29 protein-coding genes are annotated in these 26,712 nt (G+C 62.9%); 12 read left to right on the top strand and 17 right to left on the bottom strand.

The features are described from left to right. Nucleotides 1–51: 51 nt before the first annotated feature. Complete coding sequence (locus AB4Z53_RS17165) at nt 52–672, top strand: TIGR00730 family Rossman fold protein (RefSeq protein ID WP_113536816.1); 621 nt, start codon at nt 52–54, stop codon at nt 670–672. Between the two features lie 69 nt (nt 673–741). On the opposite strand, the gene rarD is transcribed toward AB4Z53_RS17165, so the two are convergent. The 8 genes from rarD to cysS all read right to left on the bottom strand — a co-directional run bounded on the left by rarD (nt 742) and on the right by cysS (nt 7,859). After that, complete coding sequence (rarD, locus tag AB4Z53_RS17170) at nt 742–1,674, bottom strand: EamA family transporter RarD (protein ID WP_291155968.1); 933 nt, start codon at nt 1,672–1,674, stop codon at nt 742–744. Nucleotides 1,675–1,888: 214 nt separating this feature from the next. Then, nucleotides 1,889–3,505: a citramalate synthase gene (cimA, locus tag AB4Z53_RS17175; protein ID WP_441596716.1), complete on the bottom strand. Its 1,617-nt coding sequence runs from the start codon at nt 3,503–3,505 to the stop codon at nt 1,889–1,891. A 35-nt stretch (nt 3,506–3,540) separates the two neighbouring features. After that, nucleotides 3,541–4,503, bottom strand: coding sequence for a prolyl aminopeptidase (pip, locus tag AB4Z53_RS17180; RefSeq protein WP_441596717.1), 963 nt, complete (start codon nt 4,501–4,503; stop codon nt 3,541–3,543). Nucleotides 4,504–4,505: 2 nt separating this feature from the next. After that, nucleotides 4,506–5,027: a GFA family protein gene (locus tag AB4Z53_RS17185; protein WP_291155960.1), complete on the bottom strand. Its 522-nt coding sequence runs from the start codon at nt 5,025–5,027 to the stop codon at nt 4,506–4,508. Beyond that, the gene (locus AB4Z53_RS17190) at nt 5,000–5,476 is read right to left on the bottom strand and encodes a GFA family protein (RefSeq protein WP_113536811.1); all 477 of its coding nucleotides are present in this window, start codon (nt 5,474–5,476) and stop codon (nt 5,000–5,002) included. The genes AB4Z53_RS17185 and AB4Z53_RS17190 overlap by 28 nt, the downstream gene beginning before the upstream one ends. After that, on the bottom strand, nt 5,473–5,964 hold the full coding sequence (locus AB4Z53_RS17195) for a GFA family protein (protein ID WP_291155955.1): 492 nt from the start codon (nt 5,962–5,964) through the stop codon (nt 5,473–5,475). The genes AB4Z53_RS17190 and AB4Z53_RS17195 overlap by 4 nt, the downstream gene beginning before the upstream one ends. 12 nt (nt 5,965–5,976) lie before the next feature. Then, on the bottom strand, nt 5,977–6,360 hold the full coding sequence (locus AB4Z53_RS17200) for a VOC family protein (protein WP_441596718.1): 384 nt from the start codon (nt 6,358–6,360) through the stop codon (nt 5,977–5,979). A 107-nt stretch (nt 6,361–6,467) separates the two neighbouring features. Continuing rightward, nucleotides 6,468–7,859 (bottom strand): cysteine--tRNA ligase, encoded by a 1,392-nt coding sequence (gene cysS / locus AB4Z53_RS17205; protein WP_441596719.1) that lies wholly within the window; start codon nt 7,857–7,859, stop codon nt 6,468–6,470. Nucleotides 7,860–8,275: 416 nt separating this feature from the next. On the opposite strand from cysS, the gene AB4Z53_RS17210 reads away from it, so the two are divergent. Then, nucleotides 8,276–8,455, top strand: a complete 180-nt coding sequence (locus AB4Z53_RS17210) for a hypothetical protein (protein ID WP_113536808.1) — start codon at nt 8,276–8,278, stop codon at nt 8,453–8,455. On the opposite strand, the gene AB4Z53_RS17215 is transcribed toward AB4Z53_RS17210, so the two are convergent. Then, nucleotides 8,437–9,216 (bottom strand): SOS response-associated peptidase, encoded by a 780-nt coding sequence (locus AB4Z53_RS17215; RefSeq protein WP_291155948.1) that lies wholly within the window; start codon nt 9,214–9,216, stop codon nt 8,437–8,439. The two genes, AB4Z53_RS17210 and AB4Z53_RS17215, sit on opposite strands and share 19 nt — an antisense overlap. Before the next feature lie 61 nt (nt 9,217–9,277). Here AB4Z53_RS17215 and AB4Z53_RS17220 point away from each other — a divergent pair, with 61 nt between their 5' ends. The 9 genes from AB4Z53_RS17220 to AB4Z53_RS17260 all read left to right on the top strand — a co-directional run bounded on the left by AB4Z53_RS17220 (nt 9,278) and on the right by AB4Z53_RS17260 (nt 14,989). Continuing rightward, nucleotides 9,278–9,739 (top strand): NUDIX domain-containing protein, encoded by a 462-nt coding sequence (locus AB4Z53_RS17220; RefSeq protein ID WP_113536806.1) that lies wholly within the window; start codon nt 9,278–9,280, stop codon nt 9,737–9,739. Continuing rightward, nucleotides 9,736–10,188 carry a TIGR02301 family protein gene (locus AB4Z53_RS17225; RefSeq protein ID WP_113536805.1) on the top strand — a complete coding sequence of 151 codons (453 nt, stop codon included), beginning with the start codon at nt 9,736–9,738 and terminating at the stop codon, nt 10,186–10,188. Before AB4Z53_RS17220 ends, AB4Z53_RS17225 begins: the two co-directional genes overlap by 4 nt. A gap of 158 nt (nt 10,189–10,346) precedes the next feature. Beyond that, entirely contained in the window at nt 10,347–10,616 is a 270-nt protein-coding gene (locus AB4Z53_RS17230) for a hypothetical protein (RefSeq protein ID WP_113536804.1), read from the top strand. A 15-nt stretch (nt 10,617–10,631) separates the two neighbouring features. Continuing rightward, complete coding sequence (locus AB4Z53_RS17235) at nt 10,632–11,423, top strand: hypothetical protein (RefSeq protein ID WP_441596720.1); 792 nt, start codon at nt 10,632–10,634, stop codon at nt 11,421–11,423. A gap of 209 nt (nt 11,424–11,632) precedes the next feature. Continuing rightward, entirely contained in the window at nt 11,633–12,478 is an 846-nt protein-coding gene (gene ygfZ / locus AB4Z53_RS17240; protein WP_441596721.1) for a CAF17-like 4Fe-4S cluster assembly/insertion protein YgfZ, read from the top strand. Continuing rightward, the gene (locus tag AB4Z53_RS17245) at nt 12,475–13,083 is read left to right on the top strand and encodes a YfbR-like 5'-deoxynucleotidase (RefSeq protein ID WP_113536801.1); all 609 of its coding nucleotides are present in this window, start codon (nt 12,475–12,477) and stop codon (nt 13,081–13,083) included. The genes ygfZ and AB4Z53_RS17245 overlap by 4 nt, the downstream gene beginning before the upstream one ends. Nucleotide 13,084: 1 nt before the next feature. Continuing rightward, nucleotides 13,085–13,624: a tyrosine phosphatase family protein gene (locus AB4Z53_RS17250; protein ID WP_113536800.1), complete on the top strand. Its 540-nt coding sequence runs from the start codon at nt 13,085–13,087 to the stop codon at nt 13,622–13,624. Then, entirely contained in the window at nt 13,614–14,597 is a 984-nt protein-coding gene (locus AB4Z53_RS17255; protein WP_223726838.1) for an NUDIX hydrolase, read from the top strand. The genes AB4Z53_RS17250 and AB4Z53_RS17255 overlap by 11 nt, the downstream gene beginning before the upstream one ends. 152 nt (nt 14,598–14,749) lie before the next feature. Continuing rightward, on the top strand, nt 14,750–14,989 hold the full coding sequence (locus tag AB4Z53_RS17260) for a hypothetical protein (protein ID WP_113536798.1): 240 nt from the start codon (nt 14,750–14,752) through the stop codon (nt 14,987–14,989). 14 nt (nt 14,990–15,003) lie between these two features. On the opposite strand, the gene nadC is transcribed toward AB4Z53_RS17260, so the two are convergent. The 5 genes from nadC to AB4Z53_RS17285 all read right to left on the bottom strand — a co-directional run bounded on the left by nadC (nt 15,004) and on the right by AB4Z53_RS17285 (nt 21,074). Then, complete coding sequence (nadC, locus tag AB4Z53_RS17265) at nt 15,004–15,912, bottom strand: carboxylating nicotinate-nucleotide diphosphorylase (protein ID WP_441596722.1); 909 nt, start codon at nt 15,910–15,912, stop codon at nt 15,004–15,006. Between the two features lie 51 nt (nt 15,913–15,963). After that, nucleotides 15,964–17,562 carry an L-aspartate oxidase gene (locus tag AB4Z53_RS17270; RefSeq protein WP_441596723.1) on the bottom strand — a complete coding sequence of 533 codons (1,599 nt, stop codon included), beginning with the start codon at nt 17,560–17,562 and terminating at the stop codon, nt 15,964–15,966. A 55-nt stretch (nt 17,563–17,617) separates the two neighbouring features. After that, the gene (gene nadA, locus AB4Z53_RS17275) at nt 17,618–18,697 is read right to left on the bottom strand and encodes a quinolinate synthase NadA (protein WP_441596724.1); all 1,080 of its coding nucleotides are present in this window, start codon (nt 18,695–18,697) and stop codon (nt 17,618–17,620) included. Nucleotides 18,698–18,870: 173 nt separating this feature from the next. Beyond that, nucleotides 18,871–20,109 (bottom strand): MFS transporter, encoded by a 1,239-nt coding sequence (locus AB4Z53_RS17280; protein WP_441596725.1) that lies wholly within the window; start codon nt 20,107–20,109, stop codon nt 18,871–18,873. A 98-nt stretch (nt 20,110–20,207) separates the two neighbouring features. After that, nucleotides 20,208–21,074 (bottom strand): helix-turn-helix domain-containing protein, encoded by an 867-nt coding sequence (locus AB4Z53_RS17285; RefSeq protein ID WP_441596726.1) that lies wholly within the window; start codon nt 21,072–21,074, stop codon nt 20,208–20,210. A 128-nt stretch (nt 21,075–21,202) separates the two neighbouring features. On the opposite strand from AB4Z53_RS17285, the gene AB4Z53_RS17290 reads away from it, so the two are divergent. Continuing rightward, entirely contained in the window at nt 21,203–22,135 is a 933-nt protein-coding gene (locus tag AB4Z53_RS17290) for a phytanoyl-CoA dioxygenase family protein (RefSeq protein WP_441596727.1), read from the top strand. Nucleotides 22,136–22,175: 40 nt separating this feature from the next. On the opposite strand, the gene AB4Z53_RS17295 is transcribed toward AB4Z53_RS17290, so the two are convergent. The 3 genes from AB4Z53_RS17295 to AB4Z53_RS17305 all read right to left on the bottom strand — a co-directional run bounded on the left by AB4Z53_RS17295 (nt 22,176) and on the right by AB4Z53_RS17305 (nt 26,673). After that, on the bottom strand, nt 22,176–23,027 hold the full coding sequence (locus AB4Z53_RS17295) for an MOSC domain-containing protein (protein WP_441596752.1): 852 nt from the start codon (nt 23,025–23,027) through the stop codon (nt 22,176–22,178). 172 nt (nt 23,028–23,199) lie between these two features. Next, nucleotides 23,200–23,856 carry an HD domain-containing protein gene (locus AB4Z53_RS17300; RefSeq protein WP_291155912.1) on the bottom strand — a complete coding sequence of 219 codons (657 nt, stop codon included), beginning with the start codon at nt 23,854–23,856 and terminating at the stop codon, nt 23,200–23,202. 6 nt (nt 23,857–23,862) lie between these two features. Beyond that, nucleotides 23,863–26,673 (bottom strand): DUF2339 domain-containing protein, encoded by a 2,811-nt coding sequence (locus AB4Z53_RS17305; protein ID WP_441596728.1) that lies wholly within the window; start codon nt 26,671–26,673, stop codon nt 23,863–23,865. Nucleotides 26,674–26,712 lie beyond the last annotated feature (39 nt).

A 26,712-nucleotide genomic window follows, 5' to 3' on the forward strand; every position in this document is an offset into this window, starting at 1 on the left:
TTTCCCCTCATTTTTCTTGACCCATGCTGCGCTGCAATGTTTTTTGGGGGCATGAGCACCCAGAACAGCACGATTCGATCCATCTGCGTCTATTGCGGTTCACAGCCCGGACGCGACAACGCCTACATGGAATCCGGCCGCGCACTTGGCCGTTCGATTGCCGATCACGGCCTTCGCCTCGTCTATGGCGGCGGCACGCGCGGCATCATGGGAGCAGTCGCCAGCGGCGTCCTTTCGAACGGCGGCGAAGTCACCGGGATCATCCCCGAATTCCTGATGGACAAGGAAGCCACCCGTCATTCGCTCGGCCAATTGAACGAGTTGATCGTCACCGCCGACATGCACGAGCGCAAGCATACGATGTTCGAACGCGCCGACGCCTTCGTCGCTCTGCCGGGCGGCATCGGCACGCTGGAAGAGATCGTCGAGATCATGACCTGGGCGCAGCTTGGCCGTCACCGCAAACCGATGGTCTTCGGCAACATCAACAATTTCTGGCGACCGATGCTGGACCTGCTGCAGCACATGCGTGACGAGGGCTTCGTCCATACGGCGCATCTCGTGCAGCCGCTCGTCGTCGATGATGCCGAAGGCATCGTTCCGGCCATCCTGGCGGCAGCCAATGGCGGCAAGGGCCGTGGCGGCGAAGCCGAGATCATCTCCAAGCTTTAAGAAACCTGTTCAGCCAACAAAAAAAGCGCGCCACCCGGCGCGCCTTTTTTGTTTCTATCGCCACCGACCTTATTCGGCAGGGCTTGCCTGCAGGGCGCGGCGCGCCCTGCTTTCGGCCAGCATCGCGCCGGTATAGATCACCAGCGCCGCCCAGATCAGACCGAAGGCGATGAGCTTTGCGGTGCCGAAGGGCTCGTGGAAGACGAAGACGGCGATCACGAAGATCATCGTCGGCGCGATGTACTGCATGATGCCGATGGTCGACAGGCGCAGGAGCTTGGCGCCGTTGGCATAGATCATCAGCGGCACCGCCGTGACGATGCCGCAGGACAGCAGCCACAGGACGTCGGCCATGCCGGTGTCACCGAAATGTCCCTGCCCTGTCGTCTCCAGCCAGATAATGTAACCGATGGCAGGCACGCTCAGCAGCAGGACTTCGAGGAAGAAGCCCTGATTGGGGCCAACCGGCAAGGTTTTGCGGAAGAAGGCGTAGAAACCCCAGGACAGGCAGAGGCCGATCGACACCCACGGCAGACCGCCGGCATCAAAGGCGAGCACGGCGACGGCAGAGGCGGCGAGCGCTATTGCAACCATCTGCGCCGGGTTCGGCCTCTCCTTCAAAAGCACCGCACCGAGGAAGATCGAGAAGAGCGGATTGATGTAGTAGCCGAGCGCGGTTTCGATGGCGCGCCCCGCACCGATTGCCCAGACATAAATGCCCCAGTTGATGGTGATGAGCACGGCGGTCAACGCCGCCATGCACAGCATGCGCGGCGAGCGCAACGCCGTCTTGATGTCATCGGTGCGTCCGAGCCAGAGCAGCACGAGACCCGCGAGCGGCACCGACCACACGATCCGGTGCGCCACCACTTCCGGCGCCGGGATGTGGGCAACCGCCTTCATGAAGAAGGGCAGGAAGCCCCAAAGCAGATAGGCGGTCAGCGCGAAGGCAAAGCCTTTCGCGGAATCGGTATTTTCGGCGGGTGCTTTCGGCTCGGCCATATCATCTTTTCCTGGTGCTTTTTTTCCGGAGAGCCCTGGCGGCAACGGCCGCTCTTCGGTCACACGAGAAGGCACGGCTTACCGGCCGGCACAATTTCCCATAGACGGGTCCTACCCCAATGCCCGGTTATGCACCAATTCATTTCCGTGAAGGGATGGTGAGTTTTGCTCATCATCCCTTCATAGAAACGCCAGGGGTTAGGGATCGCCAAGGTCACTCGGCGGCGATCAGGCCCAGGTGGTCACGGTTCTTCAGCAGCTTGAAGATGATGCTGTCCATCAGCGCCTGGAACGATGCGTCGATGATGTTGTCGGACACGCCCACCGTCCACCAGCGCGCGCCGGTGCCGTCGGTCGATTCGATGAGCACGCGAGTGATCGCCTCGGTGCCGCCATTGAGGATACGGACCTTGTAGTCCGCCAGTTCGAGGTCGGCGATTTCCGACTGGTATTTGCCGAGATCCTTGCGCAGCGCGAGATCGAGGGCGTTGACCGGTCCGTGCCCCTCGGCGACCGACATCATCGTCTCACCGTCGACGACCACCTTCACCACCGCTTCCGATACCGTCTTCAGCTGGCCGTTGGCGTCGAAACGCCGTTCGACCATGACGCGGAAGCTTTCGACGTGGAAGAAATCCGGCACCGTGCCGAGGATGCGGCTCGCGAGCAGCGCGAAGCTCGCATCCGCCCCCTCATAGGCATACCCGGTCGCTTCGCGTTCCTTGACGATCGCGATCAGCTTGTCGAGCTTCGGGTCGTCTTTGCTGACAACGATACCACGGCGCTTCAGCGCGTTGATGAAATTGGCCTTGCCGCCCTGGTCGGAGACCATGACCTTGCGCAGGTTGCCGATGCTTTCCGGCGCGACATGCTCATAGGTGCGCGGATCCTTGAGCAGGGCCGAAGCGTGAATGCCGGCCTTGGTGGCGAAGGCGGATGCGCCGACGTAAGGGGCCTGCTGGTCGGGCGAGCGGTTCAACAGTTCGTCGAAGGAGTGGGCAAGCTTCGTCAATTCCTGCAGGCGATCGGCGTCGATCGCGGTTTCGAAGCGGCTGGAGTAGGTTTCCTTCAACGCGAGCGTCGGGATCAGTGTGACAAGATTGGCGTTGCCGCAGCGCTCGCCGATGCCATTAAGTGTTCCCTGGATCTGACGCACGCCGGCTTCGACGGCCGCCAGCGAATTGGCGACGGCCTGGCCTGTGTCGTTGTGGGCATGGATGCCGAGATTGGCGCCGGGCACGCCGGCGGCAATCACAGCGGCAACGATTTCCCGCACCTCCGGTGGCTGCGTGCCGCCATTGGTGTCGCAGAGCACCACCCAGCGTGCGCCGGCATCGAAGGCGGCCCTCGCACAGGCGAGCGCATAGGCCGGGTTGGCCTTGTAGCCGTCGAAGAAATGTTCGCAATCGACCATTGCCTCGCGGCCGGAGGCGACAACGGCCTCGACCGAGGCGCTGATGTTGTCGAGATTTTCCTCGTTCGTGCAGCCGAGTGCCACCTCGACATGATAGTCCCAGCTCTTGGCGACCAGACAGATGGCGTCGCTTTTGGCCGCAAGCAATGCCGCGAGTCCGGGATCGTTGGATGCCGAAACGCCGGCGCGCTTGGTCATGCCGAAGGCGACGAAGGACGCCTTCTGCGTGCGCTTGCGCGTGAAGAACTCGGTGTCGGTCGGGTTTGCGCCGGGATAGCCGCCCTCGATGTAGTCCATGCCAAACGCATCGAGCAGGCTCGCAATCGCAATCTTGTCCTCGACCGAAAAGTCGATGCCGGGCGTCTGCTGCCCGTCCCGTAGCGTCGTGTCGAAGAGATAGATGCGTTCGCTGGTCATGGCTAATCGTCCAAAATGCTCTGTTCTTGCTCGTCTTACTCGGTCTTGCCTGCGAATTGATCCGTGGCACGGATCAGTCGGTCGAGAATGCCCGGTTCGGAATAGGCGTGCCCCGCCCCTTCGACCAGATGGAGGTCGGATCCGGGCCAGGCCTTGTGCAATTGCCAGGCGTACTTCGCCGGGCACGGCATGTCGTAGCGTCCCTGGATGATGACACCTGGGATGCCGTGAAGCCGGTGAGCATCTCGCAGCAACTGGCCATCGTCCATCCAGCCGGCATTGACGAAGAAGTGGTTCTCGATGCGCGCAAAGGCATCGGCATATTCATCGTCGGCGAAAGGTGCGCTCGTCGCAAGTTCCGGCAGAAGCGTGATCGTTTCGCCTTCCCAGATGCTCCAGGCCTTCGCGGCGGCAAGGCGCGTCGCCTTGTCGTCGCTCATCAGGCGGCGGTGATAGGCGTGCATCATCTCGTGCCGTTCTTCTTCCGGAATGGGGGCGATGAACCGCTCCCACTTGTCCGGGAACATTTCCGAGACGCCGAACTGATAGTACCAATCGAGCTCGGCCTTCGTCAGCGTGTAGATGCCGCGCAGCACGAGCTCCGAAACCCGGCTCGGGTGCTTCTCCGCATAGGCAAGCGCCAGCGTCGATCCCCAGGAACCGCCGAAGACCAGCCACTTGTCGACCCCAGCCTGCTCACGGAGCCGCTCGATATCGGCGACGAGATGCCATGTGGTGTTGGCTTCGATCTTCGCATGCGGTGTCGACTTGCCGCAGCCGCGCTGGTCGAAGAGCGTCACGTCATAGAGCGCCGGATCGAACAGGCGGCGATGATTTGCGGAAATCGTGCCCCCCGGTCCGCCATGCAGAAAAACGGCTGGCTTGGCGCCTGGCGTGCCGACCTTTTCCCAATAGATCACGTGGCCGTCGCCGACGTCGAGGTGGCCCGACGCATAGGGTTCGATTTCCGGATAAAGCGTACGCAAAACAGTCGTCATTTTCAGTCTTTCGTGAGCGGCCAGTGCACAGTGTCGTAATCGGGATGCTGGCGGTTGGTTTCGAGAACGATCAGATGGCGGGTCGCCGAAACCTCGGTGCCATCATCCGTCTCCCTTGGCGGCAGGCCCGCGAGCCGCGAGAACCATATGACGCGGGATTCGACGCCGGATTGGTAAACGGGCTGTACGTCATCAGGGTCGTCGAGCGAGCCGAGCGCGATGTTGATGAAGTTCTCGTCGGGCATATCGTAGAACAGCGGCGTGCCGCAATCGCTGCAGAAGCCGCGGCGGACCAGATGCGACGAGCGGAACCACGACGGCTGGCCGCGGGTGATGTCGAAACTGTCACGCGCGACGTTCGCTAGCGGCATGAAGTAGTTTCCGGCCGCCTTCTGGCACATCCGGCAATGACAGATATGCGGGTCCTCAAGCGTGCCCTCGGCACGATAGCGGACTGCCCCACACTGGCATCCACCGGTATAGATGCGGGCGATGGTCACCGGAATGCTCCCGAAGGATGCCATTGCTCGGTTTCATGATCCGGATGCTGGAAGGAGATGATGCTCTCCTGCCGCGCGTAGAAATCCGGATCCTCCAGCACCGGCTGCTCGAAGATCGTCTCGACCCAGGGCAGACGCGCGGCGTAATTGACCTGAATCTTGGGCGCGAGATCGGTGCGATCGTCAAAGGTGCCGATGGCGATCTCAAGGCCGCCGGGGTGCCGATAGGTCATCGGCGTGCCGCATTTCGGGCAGAAGCCGCGGTCGATGTTGACCGAGGACTGGAAGTAGCTCGGTTCATCCCGCACCCATTCGACCCCGTCCTTCGGCGCCGTCACCAACGCGGAGAAGAACGAGCCGAATTGCTTCTGGCACATGCGGCAGTGGCAGATCGAAGGGCGGCCGAGCTGCCCGCGGATGCGGAAACGGACCGCGCCGCACTGGCATCCGCCTGTTCGAACATTTTCGCTCATCGTCTTTCCTCCGGGGGCCAGGTTTCGGTGTCGTGGTCGGGATGCTGGTAGGAAACGAGATTGGTCAGGAACTCGATCGCGTCCGGATCTTCCAGCGTATGAACGCCAGGCAGATCGGCGACGTGATCCACATAGGGCAACTTACCCTCGACGCCCCATTGGATGGTCGGCACGATGCCTTGCGGCTCGTCGAAGGCAGCGATCGCCAGCGCCATGCCATCCGGTGCCTCGTAGGTCAGCGGCGTGCCGCAATCGGCGCAGAAGCCGCGTCGCGCAGCGTTTGACGACTGGAAGCGCTTGGGCTCCGCGCGGGTCCATGTCACATGCGCGCCGCGAACCGAAACCAAGGGCATGTAGAAGTTGCCACTTGCCTTCTGGCACATGCGGCAATGACAGACAGATGCGTCACCGAGCTTGCCCTCGACGCGGAAACGGACCGCGCCGCATTGGCAGCCGCCGGCATAATAAGGCCTGTTGTCGAGACTCATCGCAACTCCTCCTTAGCCGGGCGCGTAGCAGACGGCTTCGATGTTGTTGCCGTCGGGATCGATTACGAAGGCCCCGTAATAGTCGGGGTGGTAGTGCGGCCTCAATCCCGGCTTGCCATTGTCGCGCCCGCCGGCGGCCATCGCCGCTTCATAGAAGGCATCGACCTCGGCGCGGTTGCGCGCTGAAAACGCGTAGTGCCGGCCGGTGCCTGTCGCCGACACCTCGTGCAACCAGAAGACCGGCCGTTCGCGACCATATCCGGCGACCTTTACGCCGCCGGTATGTTCTACCGGCACCATCGTCAGCAGCGAGCCGCCGAGCGGCGCAAATGCCCGGTCGTAGAACGACCGCGCCCGGTCGAAATCCGCGACCGGAATGCCCGTATGGTCGATCATCGCACGAACTCCTCTTTCATGCATGCGCTCCGCGTTACCGCTGCTCCGGATGGCTCCGTCCGATCCCGATCAAAGGGATCGGACAAAACGCGCCGCCGGGCTCGCGACTACCGTTTGATGTCCCAGGTCGTCACACGTTCGCCCGTTGCCGGGTCCTTGCCATCCTTGAGCTGGACGCCCTGGGCGAGAAGATAGTCGCGGATCTTGTCGGCCTCGGCGAAATTCTTCGCCTTCAGCAGTTCCAGGCGGGCACGGACGCGGCTGTCGATGTCGTGCACCACGGCTTCGTCGAGTTCGACCGCTTCGGGCACCACGCCGATCAGGGCAGCGCTGGCGGCAAAAGTGCCGAGCAGCTTCGGATCGGCTGCCGCCTTCTGGGCCAGAGCATGGAGGGCCTGAATGGCCGCAACGGTGTTGAGATCGTCCGCAAGCGCGGCGACCACAGCCGGATCGGCCTCACCCTTCGCGTCGCCCGGCACCGGCCACTTGGAAAGCAGGTGTTCCGCTTCCTCCAGCCGCTTGACCGAGAAATCGATCGGCTCGCGATAATGCGTCATCAGCATGGCGAGCCTCAGCACATCGCCCGGCCACTGGCGGCCAGCGAACTTCTCGGTGTGCAGCAATTCGTAAATGGTGACGAAGTTGCCTTCCGACTTAGACATCTTGCGGCCTTCGACCTGCAGGAAGCCGTTGTGCATCCAGACATTCGCCATCACCTGCGTACCGTGGGCGCAGCGCGACTGGGCGATCTCGTTCTCATGGTGCGGGAAGATGAGGTCGAGCCCGCCGCCATGAATATCGAAGACCTCGCCGAGGTAGCGGCTGCTCATGGCCGAGCATTCGATGTGCCAGCCGGGACGGCCCCTGCCCCACGGGCTATCCCAGCCCGGCTCGTTTTCGGCCGAAAGCTTCCACAGCACGAAATCGCCAGGGCTCTTCTTGTGCACTTCCACGGCGACACGGGCACCGGCCTGCTGTTCATCGAGGTTGCGCTTCGAAAGCTGGCCGTAGTCGGCCATCGACTTGGTGTCGAACAACACCTCTCCGCTCGCCTGATAGGCGTGCCCCTTGGCAAGCAGTTTTTCGATGATCTCGATCATCTGCGCGATGTTGTCGGTCGCCCGCGGCTGCACGTCGGGATCGAGGCAGCCGAGCGACTTGGCATCCGCCAGAAACTGCGTTTCGGTCTTCTCCGTCACCCGCCGGATCGCTTCATTGAGCGGCAGGGTCGGATAATCGCGAAGCGCCCGCGCGTTGATCTTGTCGTCGACGTCAGTGATGTTGCGGGCATAGGTAACGCGTTGCGCGCCATAGACATGGCGCAAAAGCCGGAACAGCACGTCGAAGACGATCACGGGCCGGGCATTGCCGATATGGGCATAGTCATAGACCGTCGGGCCGCAGACATACATGCGGACATTGTCGGGGTCGATCGGCCGGAACTCGACCTTCTCCCGCGTCAGCGTGTTGTACAGCTTCAGTGTCGGCGCTCCGCCCATTCCCATTCTCCAATACGCATACAACCGTCGAAAAACACGGCGCCCGGGAGGCCCGCGCGTTTGTCATCTTGGATTTCGGGAGACGAAAACGGCCAGGCCAGCGGGACGCTAGCGAATAATCTTCCGGCAGATAATGCAGATAACCGTTTTCATGCGCCCACTTATCGCGCGTCACCGAATTTCGGTCAAGAGGTCAGGCGCATGCAAGCACAGTCGGTTAGCGAAACAGAATCGGCGGCCATGGATTTGTCATGATTAGGCTTATCTGGGAGCGCCACGCGGAAAACAGATTCGCGGTGTAGGTGGTTCTGCATCACGAATCCTGTCTCCGGAGAACAGGGAGGAGCATCGTTTTCGCGCCAAAAGACGAAAACGGAATGTATCCGGTTCAGGAAAGCATCAAGGAGTGAGTGCAAGTGAAAGCCGCAAAGACCAAAGAAATCGCCAAGCCTACCAATCTCGTCGAACAGTACCGTCCGCTCGGCCTGAAGGCCGTGCTCGCCGCTGCGCTGCAAGCAAAGGGAAAGCCCGCGACCAAAATGACCAAGCGGCCTGCCTTGACCCCTGGGTCGTTCCTTCAGAACAGCGACATCTGACCGCTATCGGGCCCATCGGGTTTGCTTGTACCCTTGGGCTGGGCATCCGCCACAATCCTCGGTGCCACCGCATCCTGGATGTCCGGGCCGGTGTTGGCGACCTTGTTGACCTTGTCGGAAACAGGGATCGTCTCGAAATAGTCCTCCGCTACGGGGGCGAAGAGATCCGCTACTTCACGCGGCTCCTGCGTCTTGCAATCCAGCCAGCGGGTAAAGTCCTCTGGCTGGATGACGACGGGCATGCGGTCGTGGATCTGCCGGATCGACGCGTTGGCGGCCGTCGTGAGGATCGCTGCCGTATCGACCTCGGAACCGTCGGCTGACGACCAGGTTTCCATCAGACCTGCGAACGCGACGATGCCGCCCTTGCGCGGCCGCACCCAATAGGCCTGTGATGGCTCGCGACTGCCCTTCGGCGGTCTGTGCCATTCATAAAAGCCGGAGGCCGGCACCAGCACGCGGCGATGCCGCATGGCGGCGCGAAACGACGCCTTCTCGATCGCCGATTCGGCACGGGCATTGATCAGCAGCGGAAAATCGCGCGGGTCCTTGACCCAGCCGGGCATGAACCCCCACCGCACGAGCACGGCCTTGCGCTCCGGCAGGTTGCTGCCGGGCGCCGCCCGGTCGCCCGCTACGACGACCATGATCGGCTGCGTCGGTGCGATGTTGAAGCGCGCCGGAAAGTCTTCGCTTTCCAGCAGGCCGAACAACTCTATCAATTCTTCCGGCGTAGCCGTCAGCGCAAAACGTCCGCACATGACACGGATGTGGCACTTCACGTAGGATGGGTCAACGCTACTGAGGCAATTTGATTCCCCTATGTCGACCAAGCCTGAACTCGCCTCCTCCGTCATTCTCGAACGCGACGGCCGCTACCTGCTCGTAAGGCGGGCCAACCCGCCTTCGGCCGACATGTATGCCTTTCCCGGTGGACGGGCGGAGCCTGGAGAGACCCCGGCCGAAACTGCGCTAAGGGAGCTTTCGGAAGAAACGGGCATCGCAGCCCGCAATCCCGTGCTGTTCGAAACCTACGACCTGCCCGGCAAGGAATCGGAAGGACGCCACTTCCTGCTTTCTGTCTTCAGGGCCGAGGCGAGTGCCGACGCGGTTGCGGTCGCAAGCGACGACGCCGCCGGCCTTGGATGGTTTACGCCGGCCGAAATCTTTGCGCTGCCGATCCCCGACAGCGTGCGCGAATGCGTGGAAAGACTCACCAACGTCACAACAGAATGTGGCCCCGGCCTTGAAACCGCCGTCAATTCCGGTTTGGTGAAACCATGATCACTGCCCCGATCTTCGCGCGGCTCGCCTTGGCCGGCTTGGCGCTGACAGTCGCTACTGGCGCGGCGGCGCAAAAAACGCCAACGAAAGAACCGGCGACGACCGAGGCTGCAGCCCCTGCCCCTGCGGTCGTCGAGGAGAAACCCACGCCTTACGACCAGAGGTTGATTAGACTCTCCGAAATCCTGGGCTCTGTGCATTACCTCCGGAACCTTTGCGTCAAGGAACCTGAGGATATCTGGCGCCGTTCGATGCAGGAATTGATCGACAAAGAGACGGCAGACGAGGTCAAACGCCGCGAGCGCATGACCGCCGCTTTCAACCGTGGGTATCGCACATTTGCATCTGTTTACACGACCTGCACCGGACCGGCGATCGTCGCGGAGCAGAGATATCGTGCCGAAGGCGCAACACTTGCGTCAGAAATCGTCGCCCGCTTTGGAAATTAGCAATAAATTAACCTCTTTTCTCACGACCCCGTGTCGTTTCGGGAAAAGGCTGCTAAGTTCGTTAAGAGAGTGGTAAGAAGTGGCGAGTCCGTCACGGTCGTTCAGTTGGAATTCAGCCGGACGGCCATAGAATGAACCGCTTGCACAATGGAAGTCGCATGGAACGAATGATGGAACCAAGCCTGACCGACATCGATGACATGATCGTCCACGAGAAAATGCAGGCTGCGCTGGAACACCAGAGCGAAGCCTGGGCGGACGGCATGGCTGATGGCATCGAGCCGGAAATCATCGCCGATGCGGCCATCGCCCTCGCCATGCGGGAGACCGTTCGGCTTCACGGCGAAGACGGTGCCGAAGCAATGCTCAACTCGCTTCGCGAGCGCGTGCTTGCCGGCGAATTCTCGCCCCAGCGCAAGCTTCAGTAATATCAGGACTGCCCGATGAGTCGGAATTTTGCAAACCGGACCCTTCCGGTTCGCCTCGTTACGCTGCTTTTGGCCGGTGTCGCCTTCAGCACCCCAGCAACGTTCTCCCCCGCTTTTGCACTTAGTGAACTGCAGGGAGAGCAGCAGCCTGCTCCTGCTCAACAGCCGGCAGCCGAAGGGCAGAAGGCGACGACGCCCGTGGCCGAGCCTGTCGCGGAGGAATCGGACGAGGAAGAAAAGCTTCCGCTCGAAATCCCGATGCCCGATCCGCTGATCAACAAGTCAGCGACGGCCATCAAGGACGATACCCCTGCGGCCGAAGAGCCGGAGACGACCGGGCCCGTCGAGGTACTGACCGACGTTTCCAAGATACCGGCCCCGGTTGCCCGGATGCGTGAGCTCATCATCGAAGCCGCCGCTTCCGGCGATATCGAACGCCTGCGCTCGCTGCTCGGCAAGGGGCCGACACAAACTCAGGTCACAGGCGTCACCGGTGACGAGGACCCCGTTGCAATCCTGAAGGGACTTTCGGGAGACCAGGAAGGCGTCGAGATCCTCGCGATCCTGCTCGACGTGCTTTCGACCGGCTTCGTGCTGGTGGATAAGGGCACGCCGCAGGAAGCCTATGTCTGGCCATACTTCGCCGAAAAGAAGCTTTCCACACTGACGGCGCCGGAAAAGGTCGACCTGTTCCGCCTGGTTACGGCCGGCGACTTTGCCGATATGGAAGAATTCGGCAGCTACAACTTCTACCGCGTCGGCATCATGCCGGACGGAAAGTGGAGATTCTTCATCGCCGGCGACTGAGCGCCGGCGACCGAGCTTGCCGATCCTCTCCGAACATCCTACCTCTTCGCCATGAGATCACGATGGTACCAGGTCGAGTCGACCGGGATCGCCGGCGTGATCGGTGATTGTTGTTAGGCATTTCCAACCGCAAAACCGCTAGGCACTTTGTGCTGGAAATGCTCCAGGTTAGAGCGGGGGCTTCTACCCCGCGGAGCAGGATTCGAACGATGCCCAGGGTTCGCCTCGACGACCGCGCGATTGTCGCCGTCTCCGGCAAGGATGCGGAAGATCTTCTCCAGGGATTGATCACCACCGACCTCGACGCGCTGGCGCCCGACGAAGCGCGTCCGGGCGCGCTTTTGACGCCGCAGGGCAAGATCCTGTTCGACTTCATCATTTCCCGTGACGGCGACGGCCTCCGGCTTGAGACGGCGCGCGACCAGGCGGAAGCGCTGCTGAAGCGGTTGACGATGTACAAGCTACGCTCGGCGGTCGATCTTTCGATCGATGCGTCCGCCGTCACCGTGATATTCGACGAAGCTGCGCCTGAGGGTGCCTACCGGGATCACCGCTTCGAGAAGGCCGGCATCGCACTCTTCCGCGCCTACGGTGATGGTGCCGGCGACGCGGCTGGCACCGAAGACCTGGAGCGGCTTCGCATCGCAGCGGGCGTAGCGAATGCCGGCCCCGACTATGCGGCGCAAGATGCTTTTCCGCATGATGTTCTGCTGGACAAGAACGGTGGCCTTTCGTTCAAGAAGGGCTGCTACGTCGGGCAGGAAGTAGTGTCGCGCATGCAGCACCGCAGCACGCCGCGCCGCCGGATCGTGATCGTTTCTGCCGAAACCGCCCTTCCCCCGACGGGAACGACGATCACGGCGAACGACAAGGCCATCGGCACGCTGGGCACGGTTCAAGGTAAGTCGGCGCTCGCGATCGTGCGCATCGACAAGGCCGGCGAAGCCATGGCGAACGGCGTTCCGTTGCTTGCCGGTGACGTGGCGGTGTCCATGGTCCTGCCCGCATGGACCGGGCTCACCTTTCCGACCAGCGCCGACGAGGCAAGCGCGTGACGACGACCCGCGCCTGGCAACGCATGCTCTCCGGCCGTCGGCTGGATCTTCTCGACCCGTCGCCGCTCGATGTCGAAATCGGCGACATTGCGCATGGGCTTGCGCGTGTTGCACGCTGGAACGGTCAGACCGCCGGCGATCACGCCTTCTCGGTGGCGCAGCACAGCCTGATGGTCGAGAACATCTTTCGCCGCAGCAACAAATGCAGCACCGACGACTGCCTGCTCGCCCTGTTGCATGACGCGCCGGAATATGTAATCGGCGACATGATCTCGCCGTTCAAGGCGGTGGTCGGCGGCGGCTACAAGGCGGTGGAAAAGCGGCTGGAAAGCGCCATCCATCTTCGTTTCGGCCTGCCGGCGCAATGCTCCAAGGAATTGAAGGATCGCATCAAGAAGGCCGATCACGTCGCCGCCTATTTCGAAGCGACGGTGCTTGCCGGATTCTCGGTCGAGGAGGCACGCAAGTTCTTCGGCCAGCCGCGCGGCATCACCCGTGAAATGCTACTGATCGATCCGGTACCGGCGGTCGAGGCGCAACGGCTGTTTACCGATCGATTCCTCGCGCTGGAAGCCGAGCGACTGCCAGCGCGCGCGGAAATCTGACATGCCGGAAATCGTCGTATCGCCGCTCGCCCGCATTGCCGAAATGGCCGTCCGCCACCGCTGCACCGAGATGATCAGCCTCGTCGCCAAGGGCCAGGACTTTCACCGTCCCGGGGTCATCACCAAGGCGCGACACCTGACGCTTGGGATGAATGACATCACCTTTGCCGGCACCGGCGACCTGATCGCACCGCAGGAAGACCATGTCCGGCAGATCGTCGCCTTCGCGCGCGAATGGGACCGCGCACGGCCGCTGCTCGTCCATTGCTGGATGGGCGTTTCGCGTTCGCCGGCAGCAGCGTTGATCGCGGCCCTTGCGGCAGAACCCGATCAGGACGACGCAGAGCTGGTGCAGCGCCTGCGGCGCGCCTCGCCTTTTGCTACCCCGAACACCCGGCTGGTCGAAATCGGCGATGCCGTCCTTCAGCGCGAAGGGCGGCTCATTGCGGCCGTGCGCGCGATCGGTCGCGGAGCGGATGCCGACGGCAACGCACCCTTCGTCCTGCCGCTCCTCGCCGAGGGAGCAGCCGTTGCCGACTGAGACGCAGCAACCGACGACCGTCGAAATCGGTCTCAATGCGGCGATCGTCGCCGTTGTCCAGCGCAGTCCTCGCATCCTTGCCGTCAGCGAAACCGATGGCGATACACGTGACAGCCTGCCGTTCGGCCCCTTCGATCCGGCGCGCCACCGGACGTTCGAGACGAGCCTGCGCGATCGCGTCGAAAAGCGCACGGCACTGAAGCTCGGCTATATCGAGCAGCTCTACACCTTCGGCGATCGCGGCCGCCAGCGGCTTCCGGGCGAAGAAGGCAAGCACATGGTCTCGGTGGGCTATCTGGCGCTGACAAGGACGGATGCCGAAAACACCGAAAGGCTCGCCGAAGCCGGCGCGCACTGGCGCGACTGGTACGGCTTCCTTCCCTGGGAAGATTGGCGGCAGGGTCGCCCGCCGATGCTCGATCAAGCAATCCTGCCGGGGCTTGCCCGCTGGGAAACCGGCGCCACCGGCGATGAGCGAGCGGCACCGATCGCGCAACGTCGCGCCCGCATCCGCCTCGCCTTCGGCCTCGACGATTTTCCCTGGGACGAAGAGCGGGTGCTTGAGCGTTACGAACTGCTCTATGAGGCCGGGCTCGTGCCGGAGGCCGTGCTTGATGGCCACGGCAATGGCCACGATGTCTTGACCGTCGGACAGGCGATGCGCCATGACCACCGCCGGATCGTGGCCACCGCAATTGCGCGGCTGCGTGGCAAGATCAAGTATCGACCTGTTGTCTTCGAGCTGATGCCGCCGGAATTCACGCTGACGGATCTGCAGGCGACCGTCGAGGCGATCTCCGGGCGCCACCTGCACAAGCAGAATTTTCGCCGCCTCGTCGAAGGCGCAGAACTGGTTGAACCAACGGGCATGACGCTTTCGTCTACCGGCGGCCGCCCGGCAGCCCTCTTCCGCTTCCGTCGCCAGATTCTGGACGAGCGCCCTGCCCCTGGTCTCAAGGTTGGCGGGAGATAGGGTCATCACCAAGCCCTGACAGCAGGTCGGCGGCTAAAAACGTCCGGAGGTGCGCCCTACATTGCCGGATCGTGATATGTTTGATGCAGCGGGCGGAGACCACCCGTATGCCCACGCCAGAATGGCGTGACGTTCAAGATCGAGGTAAGCCCATGCTGCTCGCACTGACCCTCCTGACGTCGCTGCTCGGCAGCCCGCAATCGGGGATCGACGAGAAGCCGAAGATGCCCGACTACTTCAAGAACCAGCTCGGCGGCTCGCAGCCGCAGACTACCATTTGCAATCTCAATGGCCAGGATTCGAACGGGCAGTTCAAAACCTGCCGCTATGATTGCGGCACGCAGATCACCGTCGGCGAGCGCTTCGCCTGCCCGTTCATCATGCAGCGATGAGCTGCCGGGTAAGATTACCGCTCAATCACCACATCGAGGCCAATGTCCAGAGTCGGCGCGGCCATGGTGATCTTTGAGGTCGAGATGTAGTCGACGCCGCTCTCGGCGATCGCCCGCACCGTATCGATCTTGACGTTACCCGAGGCCTCGAGCCGGGTGCGGCGAGGATCGAGCGCGTAGGCATCGGCAGAAAGCTGCCAATGAACCCGATTGACCGCAACGGCTTCGCGAAGAAGATCCGGGCCCATATTGTCGAGCAGGATCACATCAGGGGCCGCGGTCAGCGCCTCGCGCATCTGATCGAGACCGTCGACCTCGATCTCGATCTTGACGAGATGGCCGCAATAGGCCCGGGCCGCGTGGATCGCGCTCGCGACACCACCTGACACGGCGATGTGGTTGTCCTTGATCAGCACTGCATCATCGAGCCCGTAGCGGTGGTTGGAGCCGCCGCCGAGGCGAACGGCATATTTTTCGAGCGCTCGCAGGCCCGGGATGGTCTTGCGCGTGCAGCAGACTTTCGCGCGCGTATGGGCGATCTCGTCGGCGAACTTCGCCGTGTAAGTGGCGATGCCCGAGAGATGCATGAGGAAGTTCAAGCCGACGCGCTCGGCCGACAGCACCCCACGAGCGCGACCGGAAATGCGAGCGATCGCCGCGCCCGGCGCCACACGATCCCCATCCGCTACCAGTGCTTCGAAATGGATCGACGGATCGACCAGGCGAAAAGCCGCCCGGGCCAGGTCCAGCCCGGCAACGACGCCGGGGTCGCGCGCATTCATGCCGGCCGTTGCCGTCAGTTCCGGCCCGATCGTCGAGAGCGTCGTGATGTCGCCGGCGCGGCCAAGGTCCTCGATGAGCGCGGCGCGCACCTGGTCCTCGATCATCAGTGCCGGCAATTCGGGGCGGAGGGCTACAGTCATGGTATCACTCATTTCAAAGGTTCAATTCGAAACGGCCGTCGCAGACCGCTCTTACGCCGCTTCCGTTTCTGCCAGCTCCTGTGCCAGACGGTTGGCGTCGGCGAGCGTCAGATAGGTGCGGCGACGCCATTCCGGGCGTTCCTGCGGGCAATCGGCGCGGAAGTGACCGCCACGGCTTTCCGTGCGGCGTAGCGCACCAACGGTTATCAGCTTGGCGGTCGTGATGATGTTGGTGAAACGCATGCGGCCATTTTCGCGCTCGAGCACCGCGATTTCGCGGATCGCCTTCAGCAGGCTCTCGCGGGTTCGGATTACACCGACGCACTCGCTCATCACCTGACGCAGGATCTTGAGTTGCGGGCTGTCCTCGACCGTCACCGGGTCGTCGTTCTCGCCGGCGTTGTCGCCCCATGCGGTGAGCTGCGGCGTCGGCAGCGTGCCCTTGATGTTTTCGGCAATGCGGGCGGCAAAGACGACCGCTTCGAGCAACGAGTTGGAGGCAAGCCGGTTGGCGCCGTGCACGCCGGTCGAGGTCACTTCGCCGGCCGCCCAGAGGCCATCGATCGAGGTGCGGCCTTCGGCATCGGTGAGCACCCCACCCATGTGATAGTGAACCGCCGGCACTACCGGAATCGGCTGGGTCACCGGATCGATGCCGGCCGCCATGCAGGAGGCATAGACCGTCGGGAACATTTCGGGAAAATGCTTGCCCACCGCCTGGGTGCAATCGAGGAAGGCGCCGCGACCCGCCTGGACTTCGGCGAAAACCCCGCGCGAAACGATGTCGCGCGGCGCGAGCTCGCCGTCCGGGTGGATGTCGAGCATGAAGCGATGACCGGCAGAATTCAGCAGATGGGCGCCGTCACCGCGCAACGCCTCGGTCGCGAGCGGCGCCGGGTCCTTGCCGATGTTGATCGCGGTCGGGTGGAACTGTACGAATTCCGGATCGGCGATGATGGCGCCGGCGCGCGCCGCCATGCCGACCCCCTGCCCGCAGGCTTCCCACGGATTGGTGGTGACCGCATAGAGATGGCCGACACCACCGGAGCAGAGCACCACGGCGCGCGCCGGAAACGACACGCGCTTCTTCGATTGGCCGGCATCCGGACGTGCGATGACGCCGGAGATGAACCGGCCTTCGCGTACGAGTTCCTCGACCACATAACCCTCGATCACACGGATCGACGGCGTCCGCCGGACGGCCGCAATCAGGGCCTCCATGATCGCCTTGCCGGCCATGTCGCCCTTGACGCGGACGATGCGGCGCTCGGAATGCGCGGCTTCGCGCGAGAGCAGCAGCTTGCCTTCGAGATCGCGATCGAAGGGCACGCCGTATTCGAGCAGATCGTGAATACGCGCCGGGCCTTCGGCCACCATCATGCGCGTCATCTTCTCGTCGACTATGCCGGCACCAGCAGCGAGCGTGTCGGCGACATGTTTTTCGAAGGTGTCGCCGGGGCTCATGGCGGCGGCGATGCCCCCTTGCGCCCAGGCCGAGGAGGCGCCATGGCCAATTGGCGCGGCGGCAAGGATCGTTACCGGCCTCGGGCTTAGCTTCAGCGCGCAGAAGAGGCCGGCCAGGCCGCCACCGACTATGACGATGTCGTCAATCCCGTTGAAGGATTGCGGGCGAAAATGGTCGGTCAGCATGTTTCATTCTCCTCCAATGCGCATGCCTGCATCCGGTATAACCCGGCTGAAATTGTTACTGCTTGAGGTTCACCATGCGTTCGACCGCGAGGCGGGCGCGATCGGCGATGTCAGGATCAACGAGAACCTCCTCCGTCATGGTCAGCAGGCTGTCGAGGATCTTCGGCAGCGTGATGCGCTTCATGTGCGGACAGAGGTTACAGGGCTTGACGAACTCGACGCCTTCGATCTCCGCCTGGATGTTCGAGGCCATCGAGCATTCGGTGACGAGCAGCACCTTCGACGGGCGATTGTCCTTGACGTAGTTGATCATGCCCGATGTCGAGCCGGCAAAGTCGCAGACGGCGATCACATCCGGATGGCATTCCGGATGACCGATGATCTCGATGCCGGGGTTTGCTTCCTTGTAGGCGAGCAGTTCGGCAGCTGTGAAGCGCTCATGCACCTCGCAGTGGCCCTTCCAGGTCAGGATCTTCTTGTTGGTCTGACGCGCCACGTTCATCGCCAGGTATTCGTCAGGGATGCAGAGCACCGTGTCGGATTCCAGGCTCTCGACGACATCGAGCACGTTCGACGAGGTGCAGCAGATGTCGGTCTCGGCCTTCACGTCGGCAGACGTGTTGACATAGGTGACGACGGGAACGCCGGGGTAGCGCTGCTTCAACAGGCGGACATCGGCGCCGGTGATCGATTCCGACAGCGAGCAACCTGCCTTGGCGTCGGGGATGAGCACGGTCTTTTCCGGGCTCAGCAGCTTCGACGTTTCGGCCATGAAGTGCACGCCGCACTGGATGATGATTTCCGCATCGACCTTGGCTGCGTCGCGCGCGAGCTGCAGCGAATCGCCGACGATATCGGCGACACAGTGGAAGATATCAGGTGTCTGGTAGTTATGTGCGAGGATGACGGCGTTGCGCTCTTTCTTCAGACGGTTGATCGCGTGCACATAGGGCGCATAGACCGGCCACTCGATCGCCGGGATGAAATCCTTGACCTTCTCGTAGAGATGCTCGGTTTCGCGCGCGACCGCCGGCGTAAAGGCAAGCTCGGGTCTTTCGATGATGCCGAAGCGCTCTGCAGCGCTGACAAAAACCGGTTTCGCCACGGCCGCGGTGCGGGGATCTAGGCGCGTCATCGACATCTCCTCTCCGCCCCTCTTCCTGGGCGGGCTTTCAATTATGCTCAATATGAGCATAATTGAACCAAAACAAAAGCGGCAAAGCCGCATGGGTTGATTTAGAAAGTTTTGTGACAGAATTCAAGAATAGAAGCGCCGCTTTTCGCGGCGCTTCTGATTTTGGTTCGCGATCAGGCCATGGCGGGGCGTGTCACGCCCTTCTCCTCGATCGGCCAATGGACGATTGCCGCGAAGATGCCGAGTGCCACGCCGAGCCACCACACCGGATCGTAGGAACCGAAGTGGTCGTAGAGGTAGCCACCCATCCACACGCCCAGGAACGAGCCGACCTGGTGCGAGAGGAAAACGATGCCGCCGAGCAGACCGAGGTGCCGCGTGCCGAACATGATCGCGACCAGCGCATTGGTTGGCGGCACCGTCGAAAGCCAGAGCAGGCCCATGACGATCGCGAAGACGATGACCGAGGTCGGCGTCTGCGGCAAAAGCAGGAAGGCCGTGACCGCTACCGAGCGCGCGATGTAAATCAGCGCCAGGAAATAGGGCTTCGAATAGCGCTGGGCGATGAAACCCGCTGACAGAGAACCGATAATGTTGAAGAAGCCGATGAGTGCCAGCGCGATCACCGCATAGCGCGCATCAATGCCGATATCGCCGATATAGGCCGGGAAGTGCGCGGTGATGAAGGCAACCTGGTAGCCGCAGACGAAGAAGCCGGAGACGAGCAGCAGGTAGCTTTTGTGGCCAAGCGCCTCCTTCAATGCCTCGCCGATCGACTGCTTGTACTGAGCCTCGCTCTGGCGGCCGGAGGACGCGTTTCCGCGCAGCGGGATCGCAAAGAACGGCACCAGCAGCATGAGGACACCGAGATAGACCAGGCTGTCCGACCAGCCATAGGCCGAGATCAGGCCCTGACTCAGGGGCGCGAACAGGAACATGCCGGCCGAACCCGCCGCCGTGCAGATGCCGAAGGCGAGCGAGCGCTGATGCGGCGTGACATTGCGGGCAAAGGCGGAGAGCAGGATGCCGAAGGAGCCGGAGCCAACAGCCATGCCGACGAGCACGCCGCCGCCGATGTGCAGCCAGATCGGCGCATCGGCAAAGGCCATGATGAAGAGACCGGCCGCGTAGAGAAGGCCCGACATCGCGAGCACCCGCCAGGTACCGAACTTGTCCGCGATCGCGCCGAAGAAGGGCTGGCTCAGGCCCCAGCAGAGGTTCTGCAGCGCCATGGCAAGGCCGAAGGTCGTCCGGTCCCAGCCCGTATCGGCGAGCATCGGCAGCTGGAAAAAGCCCATCGCCGAGCGCGGGCCGAAGGTGAGCATCGCGACGACCGAGCCGGCCGCAATGATCAGCCAGGGCATCTCCTGACGGGCACTGGACGGCGCGGATGCTCCGGAAACAGCGGACATGGAATCTCTCCGATTGATGGAGCGCGATCCTAGGCGGCTGCTAAAACAGATAAAAGCCAATTAAATTGACGCCGCAATCACCGGAATTGATGCCTTGATCAAGCGGCACTGCGAAACCGGTCGCGAAACGCTCGGGGCGTCATGCCCTTGGCCGCCTTGAACTGGCGATTGAAGTTGGCGAGCGAACGATAGCCGACGGCATCGGCGATATGGGCGATCGAGCGCGCCGAACCACTGAGCAGCGCGCAGGCCTCGCCGATCCGCAGGCGCATCAGATATTCCGAGACCGGCATGTTGAGGTGGCGCAGGAACAGGCGATGCAGGCCGGAAAGGCTGAGCGCGGCCAGATCGGCAAGTTCGTCCATCGACGGGTTTTCGGCGTAATGCAGGTGGATATGGTCGAGCACCCGGTCGAGGCGACCGCGGTCGACCAATCGGCCCGACGGCGTGACGACCCGGGTCGACAGCGGCGTGACCACCTGCTCGCGCGCCAGGATCGTCAGCATCGACAGGACATCCGGCAGGCGCTCCTCCGGCGCCAACCGGCGCAACCCTTCGAACAGCGGGCGTACGCGCGCTGCCACGTCCGGCGTGAACTGCAGCCCCGGGGCCGACCGCTCGAACATCGCCTTGACGCCGGCGAGTTCGACGAAGCCCTCCTCCAGGCGCTCCACCCATTCCGGATGGAACCAGAGCACCAGCGCCACGTGCGGTTCGGCCTCGTCGACTTTGCCGGCGGAGTGCCAAGTGTGTGGGAGATTGGAACCAACCAGCACGAGGTCGCCGTCGTCATAGGTGCCGATATGGTCGCCGATGAAGCGCTGGCCGCGCGAGTTGAGCGTCAGCGTCAGTTCGAACTCGGGATGATGGTGCCATTGGAACGGGATGGCATCGTCGAGCCGACGGTCGAGCAGGATCGATGAGGCATTGGTCGGCCTCGAGATCTTCTGCAAAACTGCCTTCATGTTGCACCGCCCTCTCCTTCGAGGCCAGAATAGTATCAATTTTGGCAGGCTGCGTGCAACAGCGGTACCGTTGAAAGGTCTAGGTTTTCTCCATCACCAACACGGCATTTTGAGGCGAGGAGATACCCATGCAGCCACTCAGAGACAGCCACCCGACCGCGACCCATCTCGACATTCAACTGAAGGACATCCGGAAGCGTCTGCCGTTGCGCGTGCTTTCGGAAGCGGATTGGCAGCACTGGGTCACCAAGGGCTACGTCATCGTCCGCCAGGCGGTGCCGGCGGCCAATGTCGAGCGGCTCGTCGAGCTGCTCTGGCGCTTCGACGAGAAGGATCCGAGCGATCCTTCGACCTGGTATGCACCGCAGCGGCGCGAGCACAAGATGAAGGAACTCAACAACACCGGCATGCTGGAGATCTACAATCACCAGTATCTCTGGGACAATCGCCAGGAGCCGCGCATCTACGGCGCCTTCGTCGATATCTGGGACCGCGAAGACCTCTGGGTGACGATCGACCGCGCCAACCTCAATCCGCCGAAGAAGATCAAGGGCAATCCCAACGGCTTCATTCATTGGGACGTCGACACCTCGATTCGGCCGCTGCCGATCGGCGTCCAGGGGGTACTGAGCCTGAAAAAGCAGGACGGCGACGTCGGCGGCTTCCAGTGCGTGCCGGAACTGTTCGAGAACTTTGAAAGCTGGGAGAAGACTCAAGCTGCCGATCGCGACCCGATGCACCCAGACATGACCGGTCTTTCAACCGTCAACATCGAGATGGAAGCCGGCGACCTGATGATCTTCAACAGCCTGCTTGCCCACGGCGTTCGGCCCAATCACTCCGATGGCCGCGTGCGCATGGCGCAATACATCTCGATGCATCCGGCGGAATGGGAGAATGTCGCCGAGCGCGAAGAGCGGGTGCGGCTGTGGCGCGAGCTCGATCACCCGAAGCGCGACGCCTTCCCCGGCGATCCGCGCGAATGGGAGAAGCACAACGCTTCCGCCGCCAGCCTCTCAGATCTCGGCGCCAAGCTTCTCGGCATCACGCCCTGGGCGTGAGAGAGGCTTGAAATGGTTTCCGCTCGGAACTGCTTCTGAACTAAGCCGAAGCCCGCACCTTCATCGGCCAGCGCTCGCCGCGTCGGCCGGTGACCTTGACCTCGTCGCCGAGCTTCACGGTGCCTTCGCTGCGCGGCACCGCATTCCAACCGAAGAGAACGCCGGGCACACGTCGGTCAGAGGACATGCGCTTTTCGGCGAGCCCCTGGATCGGGTTGCCGCCAATGCGCTCGCCGGTGATCTGATCCTGCGTGGTCATGATGCAGCGGGCGCAGGGCTTCACGAGATCGAAGCGGATGCCACCGATCTCGACGCTCTCCCAGAAGTCTTCATCCCAGGCGTCATCGCAATCGACGAGGATATTGGTGCGGAAACGATCCATGCCGACGGGCTCCTGCCCCTTTTCAGCAAGCGTCCGGTTGAGATCGGCAAGCGAACCTGTCGTCGTAATCAGCACCGGAAAGCCATCGGCAAAGCCGACGGGCGCGGCCGCTCCTGCCCATTCGGCGCCGACGAACCGCTCGGCCGAGGTGTCCATATGGGCGAGCCTGACCGGGCGGCCGAACCATGAGGAGAGAAGCTCGTCGGTCGTTTCGTCCGACACGGCGGCATCGACTTCGCTGCCCCAGACGACGACGTCCAGACGACGGTCGGGGTCAAAGCGAACCGAGATCTCCCGGTCACCCATCTTCAGGTGCACGCCGCCATCGATGTGCCTGGCCTCAACCTGCGCCAATGGCTGCAGTTCGCGCTGGGTGATGAAGCGCCCGTCCGGCTCCACCAACATGAAACGACGGTCGCCCTCGACGCCGTCGAGATTAACCGAGACCGTCTCGCGGGCAATCGCGCGACCGCTCTTCAGCGGATGAATGTTGAGGCCGGTCACCTTCATGGTCAGTTCCTTCATCTTCAAAAACTGATTCAAGCGCCTGACGGTCCGATTCACCAGGAGGCTGCAATCCGTTGAAAGGCCTAGATCATTTCTCGGTTTGAGGGAAACGGAGAAATGTTCCGGTGCAATCTACACACCCACACAAAGAACTGCTCCACGCCCTTCCCAGCAACTAGATTTCATCGAGCATCATGGCAAGCACGTCGCGCAGCCGTTGCTCACGCTCCGTCGCCAGACGGCGGCCGGCCTTGGTCTTGAAGCCATCGGCCAGCCGGAAAAGCTTGGTCTCGAAATGATCGATGGCAAAAGCCTTGTCGTCGAGCTCCCTGCCCTCCGCCAGCGGATCGAGCGGGTCATAGAGGCCGCTGCCCATGCGTCCGGCGATGTAGAAACAGCGGGCAGCGCCCACCATGCCGATCGCATCCAGCCGATCGGCATCCTGAAGGATCTTCGCCTCCAGCGTTTCCGGCGGGATATTGGCCGAGAAGCTGTGCGTCAGGATGGCGTGCGCCACCGCGGCGGTTTCGTCCGCACCCCAGCCAAGCTGCCGCAGAATGCCGGTCGCTTTCTCCGCCGCCAACCGCGACGCCTCAGTGCGCAATGGAGAATTCTTCTCCACCGAGACGCAGTCATGCAACAGCACCGCAGCGGCGAGCAAACGCGGATCGCCGCCCTCTTCTTTCTGAATGCGGGCGGCATTCTTCCAGACACGGATCAGATGCGCTGCATCATGCGATCCGTCATCGGCGGCAAAGGCATGCGGCAACAGCACCGCGGCGAGATCCTCATGCGGCGCGAAGGCGGCCGCCAGTTTCGAAATGCAAGTCATGGTGTCCTATTGCTGCTCGGCAGAACTTGTCGGCGCCGTCGATGCGACGCCGGAGAGAATCTTCTGATAGAAGAGTCCTATCCCGATCAATACTCCGCCAAGTCCGATGAAGGACAGGGCCCGCAGGAAACCTTCGAGGTTGGACATGTCGATCAGGAACACCTTCAGCACGGCGACGAAGACGAGAACGGCCGAAGCGATGCGGATGCTCTTGGCGTGGAAGCGCGAGCCGAGCACCAGCAGCAGCACGCCGAGGAGCAACCAGACGACCGAATAGGTATAGGTCTCGCCCTGCAGGAAGCCCTTCCAATCCGCGATGTTCTCGCCCTGCCAGGCACGTCGAACCGTAAGGCTCGCCCAGGCGAAGGCGAGGATCGCGCCGCTGACGGCAAGCGCCATGACATAGGGCAAGGGCCGCTTGTCGCGCGCATACCAGGCGAGCCCGGCATAGCCGAGCCCCGGCAACAAATAGCCGATCAAAAGCAGATCGAAGAATGGGATATGGCCGAGAAGTTCCCCGCTGAAGTAGGGATTGAGGCCAAGGAGGTGTGCCGAAAGCACCGACAGCATCGAGAGCACGCCGAGGCCCATGCCACCATAGCGGAAGACCGGGCTCGGCGACTTCATGTCGAGGCTCATGAAAATCGCCGAGGCGCCGATTGCCAGCAGCGTATAGATGGACTGCTCGCCGAGTGTCGGTACCGCGCTGTCGAGCACGCCGCCGTTCATCGCATGACGCACCAGGATCGCGAGCGTCAACAGCACGAAGAGGCTGGCAAGCGCCTGCAAAAGGTTGCGCACCCGTGTGCCGGGCCAGGATCTCAGGAAATAGGCGGAGCCCGCAAGCAGCACGGCCGGAATGCCGTAGCCCGGCAGGAGTGCGTTGAAGACGGGCGTGGTGCCGAGATTGCCTGCGCCAACGATCGTCGGTTCCCAGGCGATGCGCCCGAGAACGACAACGGCCGCCGCACCGGTCATCCAAGGCAGGATCGGCCAGGTGCGGATGCGGGTCGCGAGCGCATAGGCCGTTCCGAGCACCGCAATCGCAAGCGTCGTCACGAGCCCGTCCGTCCAGGCATGAAGCGCAAGGACGAAGAACGCAAGCGAGCCCGCCACCAGCAGTCCGGCCGCCGTGTCGCGCACCTCCACCTCGCCGTCGCGGCGGTAGAGCCAATCCGCCAGCCCAAGCAACGCGGCCCCGGCGACGAGCGAGAACAGGCCGTGCGGCAGGTCGAAGGCATAATTGCCGGTCATCAGGAACGACATGGCGACGAGCGCGACCGGGACGACCGCGGCAATTCCTGCCCAGAGCGTCGAATATTGCGGATGGGTGACGAGACGGCGCGACAGCACGAAGCCGCCGAGGGCGACGAACAGCGCTGCAAGCAGCATCGCGGTGATCATGGCCGTCCGTCCGGGCAGCACGATCGTCGGCAGGGCGTCGGCCAGTGAAGGATCGAGATAGGCGAGCACACCGCTCAGCGCCGTCAGGCTCCAGACGCCGGCAACAGCGCCGACCGCCGAAAGCACGGCGGGATAGACCGCCGTCGGCCGCCAGGCCCCAAGGGCCGCCAGCGCCGCAATGACGACGGCAAATTCCATCACCGGATATTTGACCGCGGCCACCGCCGGGCTGATGAGGAGGAGCGCAAGCACCGTTGCGGTGATCGCCGCGGAAATGGAGATCGCCGCATGCGGCGGGATAAACAGCCGCTCCCATGGTCCGGCAACGGCGCCGCGTCGCTCCGCTCCCTCCGGGGCCTCGGGCGCGGCTGCTGCTTCCGTAGCACCCGGCCAAATGAGGCCGGTACCAGCGATCATCACCAGCAGTGCGAACGCGACCGGCAGCGGCTCGAATGGCGCGGTCGCGGCGATGTAAGCCAGCCCCCAGAGCCCGATGCCGGCATTGGCCAAAGTCGGAACCACGGTCCAGCTGCGCAGCCGCGAGGCAGAAATCGTCGCCAGCCAGACAACCGAGAGAAAGCCGAAAAGCACCCAGGGGCGCGGCTCGCCGCTCGAGACCAGCGCCGGCGTTGCGAGCGAGGCAAGCAGGCCGAGGCCAGCGAGCGCCTGCCCGTGCAGCAGCGACAGGCCAACGGTCGCCAGCGAAATCGCGGCCAGCAGCACGAATGCCGTACCTGTGCCGATATAGCCGTAGATGCCGTAGGCGGCATAGGCGACCCCGAAGAGAGTGACGGCACCGGCGGCAGTCAGGATGCCGGGGATCATCGCATTCTGGAATTCATTGGCGATCACGGGCACCGCGCGCCTGCGGATGATCTCGCCTGCCGCCATCAGCAAGAGGCCGAAGAGGGCAGCGAGCGTCAGGCGAACCGCGGGGCTCAGCAGGCCGGCATCGATGGAATACTTGACCATGAAGACGCCGCCGAGAGCGAGCGCGATGCCGCCGACCCAGACGGCCCAACGCGCGCCGAGACGGCTCTCCAGGCTTTCGGCCTGGCGGGGCGTGGCCTGCACCGGCTGTGGCGCTTCCGTGTTGGCAGCGATCGTCTCTTCGACTTCGATATCCGCCGCCTTCTCCTCGCCACCGAAGATGCGGGCGCCCTCGGCCGCGCTGGCCGCTAGGTCGCCGCCGGTATCCTCGACCGTCTCCGGTTCCACCGGCAATTCGGGCGTGGCTGCCAGCTCTTCGCTCGTTGATTCGGCCCGAATGCCTTCGCCCGAAGAGGCCTTCAGCCTTGCGACCTCCGCCTTCAGCGCGGCGATTTCGGCCCCCAGTCGCTCGGCCGTCTTGCGACCGCCGGCGAAGGCGGAAAGAGCGAGGATAAAGGCAACAAAGGCAAAGAGTTCGAACATGTATTCCCCTGACGGTCGCACTGGCGTGCTCGGCGCAAC

This window comes from Ensifer sp. 2TAB8, from assembly GCF_052115125.1.
In the GTDB taxonomy this organism is placed as follows: Bacteria; Pseudomonadota; Alphaproteobacteria; order Rhizobiales; family Rhizobiaceae; genus Ensifer.